We start from the raw sequence: 9651 nt of genomic DNA, 5'->3' as shown, positions 1-9651 counted from the left end.
ATGGAGCCGGGGGCGTGGATGGCGTATGAGTGCGCACCGCCCCCGTCCGTTTCCGCATGGAGGGCGTTATCGGCTGCCATGCCATGTCATCCGGCGCCCGTGCGTGGGCAGATCTTTCGGGCCAGAATATTATGCGGAACGGGCCTGACTAGCGGCGCTTGGTGCGCGGCCGCGGGACTCTGGCCGCCTTCTCGTTGGCCAGCATCGTCAGGATCCGGTCCGCGATCTCGACGCCCGCCTTGGTCAGGTTCTTCGGCCGGCGATAGAGCAGCCACGTTATGATCACCTGGTTGACCCCTCCCAGCAGCAACGCCGCGGTTTCGTGGACGTCACGATCGCCGGCCCATTCCCCTTCGTCGATTCCCTGACGAATAAGGAAAATCACCACCCTGGCGAAATCGTCGACGCTGTGTCGTAGTTCGGTGTCACTGACGAATACGCTCGGCCAGATCTCCAGATAGAAGAGTCGAGCCCATTCGGCATGCTCTCTGGCGAAATCGGCCGACATGGAGAGGTAGGAAAGCAGTCGTTCGCGCGCTGACGTCTTGTCCGCGACGGAATCGCGATAGCTGTCGAAGAATGCAGCAAGGTGAAGGCTCGGGACGTCGTAGGCCAGATCCTCCTTGCTTTTGTAATATTCGTACAATGTCGACGTCGATATCCCCGCCTCGGCGGCAATGTCGGCGATTCGGGAGCGTGAGATGCCGTCGCGCGCAAACACGCGCAATGCCGCATTGAGAATCTGCTGCTCGGTTCTCTTGCTTCGATCTTGTTTGCGCTCCGTCACCCGGCGAGGCCGATGGGCGATCATCTCGAGCAGTGCGTTCCAGGGATCCTGTGGCGCATCACGGGCAACCGAAGTGTCGTCGAACGTCTCGTCATGTGCAGTTGTGGCGGTCTCGGTCAGCGCCATCATCGTCGTCTCCATTCCAGAAGCTTTTGTTAGGCGATTTTTCCATCAGTTGTCGACCGAGTTTCGCAATCGCGCGGAGGCGGGGCGGATCTCCACGCTACCAGGCAGGGACGATCGCCGGCATTATTCCGACGAAACGTCGAAAAAAGATTTGACGGTCTCTGTCGGGGGTCGTACCTCTTGGGCACCGGTGTCGGTCCCAGGGTCGGTCCCAGGGTCGACCCCCGGGTCGGTCGACCAGCCGGGACCCGCCCGCCCGGGCGATCTGTATCGCGCGCTGGCGGTGACGCTGTCGCTGACGGGGCAGCAGCCGGTGAACGAGCCCTTGTTGCGGGCGCATTTCGCGCGCTGCGAAGCAACGCCCGAAATGCTCGACAACGTGTTGCATCAACTGGCGCGGCAGCAGGGTGGCGAGCCCGTTCCCGTCCCGGCCCCGGCGCGGCGGGATATCGCAGCGTGGCGTGCCGCTTTGGCGGGCGAGGCGCGCTACACGCTCGACGACCGATTGTGGGATGGCATGCGCGACGAGCTTCGCCCGGCCACGGCGCAGGATCTCGATCTGGTCGATGCGCTTGGCGCGGGTGCATTCTGGTTCGAATCGGATCGTACCATTCCGTGGCTGTTCACCTCATCGGGCTTGCAGGTCGGCTTTCGCGACGGCCATGCACGCTTCGCCGACTGGATCGCGGAGTATCGCGGGGTGGTGCGTGGCGAGTTCGCCCCGGCGCGCCCGAGCGATGCGGAACTGGCGTCGCTCGATGGCGTGCTGCGCGCCCGCTACGCCCAGGAAGCGTCGGCGGCGTGGGAAGCATTGTTCGATACCTTGCGACTGGCGCCCGCGCGCAGCATCGGCGACGCGGTCGATCGGGCGCAGGCCTTCGGCAGCGATGCGTCGCCGTTCATCCAGTTGCTCGACACGCTGGAGCAGACGATGCCGCTGCCGCCGCGCAAGACCGTCACCTTATGGTCGCGCGTCACGACGCGCATCGCGACGGATTGGGCGCGGCTGCAATATGAACTGGGCTGGCGCAATTCGCCGCGCCCCGCGCCGCAGACGAACGATCCCTCTTATGTGATCGCGCAGCATTTCGGCCTGTTGCGGACCTATTTCCCGGATGCGCGCGGCAAGGCCGCCGCGCGTGACCGTCTGTTGCAGACGATCACGCCGATCGGCCGCTATCTGACTCGACAGCAGGCGGCGGTGGAATTTGGTGGGCGTCCGCCCAGCCCGACGAGCATGAAGATGCTGAAGGTGCAGGCCGGGCGCCTGCCCCCGCCCCTTCGCCGCCTGATGCAGGATCTCGCGAACGACAGCGGGCGGCAATTGGGGCATGAGCAGCAGGAGGTGCTGTCGCTCGATCTGGACAATGTGCCGTCGTATCTCGCCTGCCGGCTCGACGCGCCGTTCCCGCTCAGCCCCTATGGTGATGGTGCCCTCGACTGGGGCACGTTCGTCAAGGATTTCGCCCCCGACGGGCGGATCGCGCAACTGGTCGCGGCGCATGGCGACGTGATCGATGCGACGCGCGCGCCGTGGCGATTGCGGTTGCCGCCGGGCGCGGCGGCGCGGCCCGATCTGGTACGCGGCATCGCGTGGTTGCAGCGCGCCACGCGGGTGGGGCAGGCGTGGTTCCCGCCGGGCGGCGGGGGCCTTACCTTCACCTTCCGCCCGGTGCTGTTGAGCGACGACGCATTGCAGGCGCGGTTGGATGTCGATGGACAGGGATGGACCTATGCGCATGGCCCGACACGCTCGACGACGATCCGCTGGCCGGGGCCGGCCGCCGCGGAAACGGTCGACCTGACGCTCCAGCGCATCGACGGCAGCGTGTTCCGCCGCCATTACGAAGGGCCCTGGGCGTTGTTGACGATGGCGCGCGAGGCACGGCGCAGCGCGATGCGCTCCGCCAGCAGCCTGTACCTCGAATTCGGGGATGCGCGGTCGCGATTCGGCGTGGTGGTGAATGCGGCGACCGCGCCGCATCCGCTCAACCTGTCGCTCTATCGACCGCTCTGTGGGGGGCGTGGCCGGCGCAGCAGCGGGATCGACCTGTTCGATCCTGTCGCGCCCCCCGCGCCGGCTCCGTCCGGCGGCGCGACGGATATGGGGGATGCTGACGCGGCACCAATTGGCGGGGGCTGACATTGTCGCGCCGGCCATGGCGTCCTAGCTACAGGCCATGTCGAACCTGCCCCCGTCCGCCGCGCGCCCCAACCTCGCTTATCACCTGACGGAGGGCAGCGGGCCGGCGATCGTCTTCCTGCCCGGATATGCTTCCGACATGACAGGAACGAAGGCGCTGGCGCTCGAACGATGGGCGCGGGCGCAGGGGCGCACCTTCCTGCGCTTCGATTATGGCGGGTGCGGCGCAAGCGACGGCGCGTTCGAGGATCAGTCGCTCGCCGACTGGCGCGACGATACGCTGGCGATGATCGATCACGCGGTCGGCGGCCCGGTGGTGCTGGTGGGATCATCGATGGGCGGCTGGCTGATGCTGCTCGCGGCGCTGGCGCGCCCCGATCGGGTGGCGGCGCTGGTCGGCATCGCCCCCGCACCCGATTTTACCGACTGGGGCTTTTCGCAGGACGAAAAGATGTACCTGCTGCAACACGGGCGGCTGGAACGGCCGAACCCTTATGGCCCGCGCCCGACCGTCTATACCCGGCGCTTCTGGCAGTCCGGCGAGGCGAGCCGACTGATGCACGCGCCGATCACGTTCGATGGCCCGGTGCGCTTCCTGCAAGGGCAGAACGATCCGGACGTGCCGTGGCACCGCACGGTCGCGCTGGCGGGGTTGATCCGTTCACCGCACGTGCAGACCTGGCTGGTCAAGGACGGCGACCACCGCCTGTCGCGCGAGGATGACATCGCGCTGCTGATCCGTGCGGTGGAGGATGTCGTGCCATGATGCTGATCCTGTTCGCCGCGCTACAGGCGACCGCGCCGCTGTCGGCCGCACCCCCGCCGGCCCCCCGGCCCGCCGATGCTGCCGCACCGACCCCGGCCGAGCGCGATTGCCTGGCGCAGGCGCGTACCGATCCGGTTGCGGCGGAACGCCTGGTGCAGCGCGTCGCCGGCGTGACGCCCCGGCTGCGCCAGTGCCTCGGCCTCGCGCTGGTCGGGCAGCAGCGCTTTGCGGAGGGGGCCGCCACCTTTGCGGCGGCGGCGCAAGCGGCCGAGCTGGCGCATGACGCCGCCGCCGCGAATTACTGGGCGCAGTCGGGCAATGCCTGGCTGGCGGGCGGCGAGGCGATGAAGGCACGCGGCGCGCTGGACGCCGCGCTGGCGGCGGGCACCCTGACCGGGCTGCAACGTGGCGAGGCGCATCTCGATCGCGCGCGTGCCTTGGTCGCCCTGGGCGATGCCAAGGCGGCGCGCACCGATCTCGATCAGGCGCTGGTGAGCGCGGACGATGATCCGCTGGCATGGCTGCTATCCGCGACGCTGGCGCGGCGCAGCGGCGACCTCGACCGAGCCCGTGCGGATATCGCCCAGGCCTTGCGCCGCTCCCCCGACGATGCCTCGGTACAGCTGGAGGCGGGCAATATCGCCGCACGATCGGGCGATGCGGAGGCGGCACGCACCGCCTGGCAGGCGGCGGTGCGATTGGCACCCGATGCGCCCGCCGGGCGTTCTGCCGCCAACGCGCTACGACAATTCGACACGCCGGAGGCCGCCAAGTGAAATATCTGCATACGATGATCCGCGTCACCGATCCCGACGCGACGATCGCCTTTTTCGAGCTGCTGGGGCTGAAGGAGGTGCGCCGGATGGAAAATGAGAAAGGTCGCTTCACGCTGATCTTCCTCGCCACGCCCGAGGACATGAACGCCCCCGGAGAGCGCGCCAATGCGGAGGTCGAACTGACCTATAATTGGGACCCGGAGGAATATGCCGGCGGGCGCAATTTCGGTCATCTCGCCTATCGCGTCGAGAACATCTACGAAACCTGCCAGCGCGTGCTGGACGCCGGGCATATCGTCCACCGTCCTCCCCGCGATGGCCATATGGCGTTCGTCAAGACGCCCGACGGCATCTCGATCGAACTGTTGCAGGATGGCGTGCTCGAACCGGCCGAGCCGTGGCTGTCGATGCCCAATACGGGAAGCTGGTGATGGCCGGGCCCGCGGACGCGGCCGATACGCTGCTGGAGATCGTCCGCGTACCGGTGCTGTCGGACAATTACAGCTGGCTGGTGCGTGATACCGGATCGGGCGCGACGATGGTGATCGATCCGGGGGAAGCGGGGCCGGTGCTCGACGCCGCCGCAGCGCGCGGCTGGCGTATCGAGGCGGTATGGCTGACGCACTGGCACCCCGATCACGTGGGAGGCGCGGCGGCGATCAGGGACGCCACCGGCGCGGCGATCCTCGGCCCGGAGGCGGAGCGCGTGAAGATCGATGTGCTGGAGCAAGGCGTCGGCGAGGGCGATCGCGTGATGCTGGGTGATCAGCAGGCGGCGGTCCTGTCGGTGCCGGGGCATACCGCCGGGCATATCGCGTTTCATTTCGAAGAGGCGGCGGCGATCTTCACCGGCGATACGTTGTTCGCGATGGGCTGCGGGCGGCTGTTCGAGGGCGATGCGGCGCAGATGTTCGGCAATATGCAGCGTTACGCCGCGCTGCCCGATGGGACGAAGGTGTACTGCGGGCACGAATATACCCAGTCGAACGGGCGGTTCGCCGTCTCGGTCGATCCCGGCAACGACGCGCTGGTCGCCCGGATGGCGCAGGTGGACCGGCTGCGTGCCGCTGGCGAAGCGACCGTGCCGACGACGATCGGCGACGAACGCGCGACCAATCCGTTCCTGCGCGCTGGCACCGTCGAGGAGTTTTCTCGGCTGCGCGCCGGGAAGGATGCGTTCAAGGGGTAAGGCGGCGGTCGCCATCCCGGTCGACACCGGGGGTTGTGATAAGGATCGTTTGGCAACGCTCGTCATTTTCTCCTGAGGAGGTGGACATGCGGACTCGAATCCATTTCGCGGCGTTGGCGGCCCTCGGCGTGGTGGCGCTGACCGGCGCGCAGGCCGGGCGGGACAGTTCGCCGGCGGCGGCATATCAGCGGCTGATCGACGGCAAGACGGCGGAAAAGCCGGTCGATTGCATCGATACACGGTTCAACCGGGCGTCATTGTCGGCGTATCGCGACAAGCTGATCTATCGGGTCAGCAACAAGCTGGTCTATGTCAATCAGACAACCGGCGGCTGCCAGGGAGTTGCGCGTGGCGATGCGCTCGTCACGCGGCAGTTCCAGACCAGGCTGTGCCGGGGCGACATCGCGCAGACCGTGTCACTGCCGCCCGGCATACCGACCGGCAGCTGCGCGCTGGGCGATTTCACCCCTTATCGAGCGAGATGATATGACCGAACCCACCGAAGACGCCCTCACCGGGGTGGAAGTCGCGCGCCGATCGCCAAAGCCGGAGGTCGATGCGATCGGTGGCCGCAAGTTGAAGCCGGCGACGCTGATGATGGGGCACGGCTATGATCCGGCCCTGTCCGAAGGCGCGCTGAAGCCGCCGGTTTTTCTCACCTCGACATTCGTGTTTCCCAATGCCGCGGCGGGCAAGCGCCATTTCGAGGGCGTCACGGGCAAGCGCCCGGGCGGTGCGGAGGGACTGGTCTATTCGCGCTTCAACGGCCCCAATCAGGAAATCCTCGAGGATCGCCTCGGCATCTGGGAGGGCGCGGAGGATGCGCTGATCTTTTCCAGCGGGATGGCGGCGATCGCGACGCTCTTCCTGTCGCTGGTGCGGCCGGGCGACACGATCGTTCATTCGGGGCCGCTCTATGCCGCGACCGAGACGCTGATCGCGCGGGTGCTGGGCCAGTTCGGCGTCAAGTGGCTCGACTTTCCGGCGGGCGCGACGCGTGAGCAGATCGACGCCGTGCTGACCGAGGCGGCGAGCGGCCGGGTCGCGCTGATCTATCTCGAAAGCCCCGCCAATCCGACCAATGCGCTGGTCGATGTCGAGGCGGTTCGGGCGAGCCGCGACGCGATCTTCGCGGATGCCGGGGCGCTGCCGCCCATCGCGATCGACAACACCTTCCTCGGCCCGTTATGGTCACAGCCGCTGCAGCACGGGGCCGATCTGGTCGTCTACAGTCTCACCAAATATGCCGGCGGCCACTCCGATCTGGTCGCGGGCGGGGTTTTGGGGTCTAAGGCGGCGATCGACACGATCCGTGCGATGCGCAACACGATCGGCACGATCTGCGATCCCAATACCGCGTGGATGCTGCTGCGCAGCCTGGAAACGCTGGAGCTGCGCATGAGCCGGGCGGGCGAGAATGCGGCAAAGGTCTGCGCATTCCTGCGCGATCATCCGAAGGTGGAGCGGGTCGGCTATCTCGGCTTCCTCGCCGATGCCGAGGGACGGCAGGCCGATATCTATCGCCGGCATTGCACCGGCGGCGGATCGACCTTCTCGCTGTACCTGAAGGGCGGCGAGGCGGAGGCTTTCCGCTTCCTCGACGCGCTGACGATCGCCAAGCTGGCGGTCAGCCTCGGCGGCACCGAGACGCTGGCGAGCCACCCCGCGGCGATGACGCATCTCTCGGTCGCGGATGCGCGCAAGCAGGCGCTGGGCATCACCGACAATCTGGTGCGGATCTCGATCGGGGTCGAGGATGCCGACGATCTGATCGCCGATATGGAGCAGGCGCTGGCGGCGATCTGAAGGGGGGCGGTTCCGTCCCCCGGCGGCGCGCGGCGCGGAAGGTTCGTCCCCAGGTTCATCCTCCCCCGCGAGGGGGGAGGGCCGCCCGCGCTGCGTGCTCCTCAGATCTAAAACGATCGACTTTCGCGCTTTCCTTCCGCCATGGTTCGCGCCATCCTGTCAGGGAGCGGCGACAGACCGCGCATGGAGAGCGAGATGGCGAAGCGGATCGCGGTGGTCGGTGCCGGAATGGGCGGTCTATGTGCCGCGATCAAGGCGCGCGAGGCGGGGCACGAGATCGCTTTATACGAACATGCTGATTCGGTTGGCGGGACGTGGCGTGCCAATCGCTATCCGGGGGTGGCGTGCGACGTGCCCGCGATCCTCTACCAGTTCAGTTTTGCGCCCTATCCGGACTGGAGCCACCATTATGCGCGCGGCGCGGAGATTCACGATTACACCCGGTCGCTGGTCGATCGCTTCGGGCTCGGGGAGGTGCTGCACCTCGGCGAAGGCGTGACGCGCGCGACCTGGGACGATGACGCCGGCCAGTGGACGGTGGAAACCGAGCGCGGCGAGACCGGGCGTTTTGACGCGATCGTGCCGGCGCTAGGCCAATTGTCGCGTCCGCAACTGCCCATGATCGAGGGGCGCGACACGTTCGCGGGCACGATGTTCCACGCCGCCGAATGGCCCGAGGGGCTGGATCTGACCGGCAAGCGCGTCGGTGTCGTCGGCTCGGCGGCCAGCGCGGTACAGCTCATTCCCGAGGTCGCGCGGCGGGCGGCGCGGCTGGTGGTGTTCCAGCGCACCCCTAATTGGGTGGTGCCGCGCAACGATGTCGCGATCACGCCGGAGGCCAAGGCGTTGATGGCGACGGATATCGCGATGGCGATGAAGCTGGGCGCAGCCCAGCGTGCGATGATCTTCGACCAGGCCGATACCTTTTTTTGGCAGACGTTTCAGTGGACGCCGGAGGGGCGCGCCGCCTTTACGCGCACCGCGCTCGATCATCTTGCGGCGCAGGTCGCCGATCCCGAACTGCGTGCCCGGCTGACGCCGGATTATCCGATCGGATGCAAGCGCGTGCTGATCTGCGACGATTTCTATCCTGCCCTGTGTCAGCCGCACGTCACGCTCGACACCGCCGGAATTGTGGTGATCGAGCCCGACGGGGTACGGACCGGCGCCGGCTTCCACGATCTCGACGTGCTGATCTTCGCGACCGGGTTTGAAACGACCGAGTGGAACTGGTCGATGGAGGTCGTCGGCCGGGGCGGCGTGTCATTGAAGGAGGCGTGGCGCGATGGCCCGGAGGCCTATCTCGGCATCATGGTACACAATTTCCCGAATCTCTTCATGCTGTACGGGCCGAACACCAACCTGGGGCACAATTCGATCAGCTTTATGATCGAGCGGCAGGTGGATTTCATGCTGGCCACGCTGGCGGCGCTGGAAAGGGAGCAGGCGCGCTCGGCGGATGTTACCGCCGACGGGCAACGACGATTTCGGGAACGGATCGAACAGAAACTGGCGGGCACCGTCTGGGCGGATCCGCATTGCCGCAGCTGGTACAAGGCGGCGAATGGCCGCATCTATCAGAACTGGGCAGGCAATTGCGCCGACTATGCCGCGGAGACGGGCGTGCTGGACCGCGACGCGGTGATGCTGGCCTGACGTGCGGCAAGCGCCTACAGGAGCGCGATGCGACATGGTCCGCTCAAGCTGAAGGCGCAATTGCTGTGTGGCGACGCGATCGCGATCGGCCCCGGCAAGGCCGATCTGCTGGAAGCGATCGATCGCGAGGGCTCGATTTCCGCTGCGGCGCGCGTTTTGGGGATCAGCTATCGTCGCACATGGCTGCTCGTCGATGAGATGAACCGCTGCTGGAACGAGCGGCTGGTCGCGACCGGGCGCGGCGGTGGCGGTGGCGCGGCGGTGACCCCGGTGGGGCGCGAGGTGCTGGCCGCCTATCGCGCACTCGAGCGCGCGGTGGATGGCGCGATCGCCGGGACCGAGGCGTTCGCCTTTCTCGATCGGGCGCTGCGCGACGAGCCCTTGCCCCGGGCGGCGGGATAA

The 9651-nt window shown here is 67.2% G+C and carries 10 protein-coding genes; 9 read left to right on the top strand and 1 reads right to left on the bottom strand.

What is annotated here, in order from left to right; translation table 11 throughout:
- Nucleotides 1–148 precede the first annotated feature (148 nt).
- A complete protein-coding gene (locus ACFDSW_RS02150; protein ID WP_375248628.1) occupies nucleotides 149–916 on the bottom strand; it encodes a TetR/AcrR family transcriptional regulator in 768 nt (255 codons plus the stop codon).
- Between the two features lie 187 nt (nucleotides 917–1103).
- Between ACFDSW_RS02150 and ACFDSW_RS02145 the strand changes: the two genes are divergently transcribed.
- The 9 genes from ACFDSW_RS02145 to ACFDSW_RS02105 all read left to right on the top strand — a co-directional run bounded on the left by ACFDSW_RS02145 (nucleotide 1104) and on the right by ACFDSW_RS02105 (nucleotide 9651).
- Nucleotides 1104–3056: an ImcF-related family protein gene (locus tag ACFDSW_RS02145; RefSeq protein WP_375248627.1), complete on the top strand. Its 1953-nt coding sequence runs from the start codon at nucleotides 1104–1106 to the stop codon at nucleotides 3054–3056.
- A 37-nt stretch (nucleotides 3057–3093) separates the two neighbouring features.
- Nucleotides 3094–3822, top strand: coding sequence for an alpha/beta hydrolase (locus ACFDSW_RS02140; protein ID WP_375248626.1), 729 nt, complete (start codon nucleotides 3094–3096; stop codon nucleotides 3820–3822).
- Nucleotides 3819–4598 carry a tetratricopeptide repeat protein gene (locus ACFDSW_RS02135; RefSeq protein ID WP_375248625.1) on the top strand — a complete coding sequence of 260 codons (780 nt, stop codon included), beginning with the start codon at nucleotides 3819–3821 and terminating at the stop codon, nucleotides 4596–4598. The genes ACFDSW_RS02140 and ACFDSW_RS02135 overlap by 4 nt, the downstream gene beginning before the upstream one ends.
- Entirely contained in the window at nucleotides 4595–5029 is a 435-nt protein-coding gene (locus tag ACFDSW_RS02130) for a VOC family protein (protein ID WP_375248624.1), read from the top strand. The genes ACFDSW_RS02135 and ACFDSW_RS02130 overlap by 4 nt, the downstream gene beginning before the upstream one ends.
- Nucleotides 5030–5058: 29 nt before the next feature.
- The gene (gene gloB / locus ACFDSW_RS02125; protein WP_375248640.1) at nucleotides 5059–5787 is read left to right on the top strand and encodes a hydroxyacylglutathione hydrolase; all 729 of its coding nucleotides are present in this window, start codon (nucleotides 5059–5061) and stop codon (nucleotides 5785–5787) included.
- An 86-nt stretch (nucleotides 5788–5873) separates the two neighbouring features.
- Complete coding sequence (locus ACFDSW_RS02120) at nucleotides 5874–6272, top strand: hypothetical protein (RefSeq protein ID WP_375248623.1); 399 nt, start codon at nucleotides 5874–5876, stop codon at nucleotides 6270–6272.
- A 1-nt stretch (nucleotide 6273) separates the two neighbouring features.
- Nucleotides 6274–7593: a cystathionine gamma-synthase family protein gene (locus ACFDSW_RS02115; RefSeq protein WP_375248622.1), complete on the top strand. Its 1320-nt coding sequence runs from the start codon at nucleotides 6274–6276 to the stop codon at nucleotides 7591–7593.
- Between the two features lie 183 nt (nucleotides 7594–7776).
- Entirely contained in the window at nucleotides 7777–9249 is a 1473-nt protein-coding gene (locus tag ACFDSW_RS02110; protein ID WP_375248621.1) for a flavin-containing monooxygenase, read from the top strand.
- 27 nt (nucleotides 9250–9276) lie between these two features.
- Entirely contained in the window at nucleotides 9277–9651 is a 375-nt protein-coding gene (locus tag ACFDSW_RS02105; protein ID WP_375248620.1) for a winged helix-turn-helix domain-containing protein, read from the top strand.

Origin of the sequence: Sphingomonas sp. (genome assembly GCF_042091075.1) — a bacterium.
Classification (GTDB): domain Bacteria; phylum Pseudomonadota; class Alphaproteobacteria; order Sphingomonadales; family Sphingomonadaceae; genus Sphingomonas.
The sequence above is the reverse complement of the archived record's forward strand: the minus strand, read 5'-3'. Positions and strand labels throughout refer to the sequence as shown.

Bases quoted from the DNA above. Each gene is read 5' to 3' on its own strand.
- ACFDSW_RS02110 (WP_375248621.1), top strand. From the start codon at position 7,777: ATGGAGAGCGAGATGGCGAAGCGGATCGCGGTGGTCGGTGCCGGAATG.
- ACFDSW_RS02120 (WP_375248623.1), top strand. From the start codon at position 5,874: ATGCGGACTCGAATCCATTTCGCGGCGTTGGCGGCCCTCGGCGTGGTG.
- ACFDSW_RS02135 (WP_375248625.1), top strand. From the start codon at position 3,819: ATGATGCTGATCCTGTTCGCCGCGCTACAGGCGACCGCGCCGCTGTCG.
- ACFDSW_RS02115 (WP_375248622.1), top strand. From the start codon at position 6,274: ATGACCGAACCCACCGAAGACGCCCTCACCGGGGTGGAAGTCGCGCGC.
- ACFDSW_RS02140 (WP_375248626.1), top strand. From the start codon at position 3,094: ATGTCGAACCTGCCCCCGTCCGCCGCGCGCCCCAACCTCGCTTATCAC.
- ACFDSW_RS02150 (WP_375248628.1), bottom strand. From the start codon at position 916: ATGATGGCGCTGACCGAGACCGCCACAACTGCACATGACGAGACGTTC.
- ACFDSW_RS02105 (WP_375248620.1), top strand. From the start codon at position 9,277: ATGCGACATGGTCCGCTCAAGCTGAAGGCGCAATTGCTGTGTGGCGAC.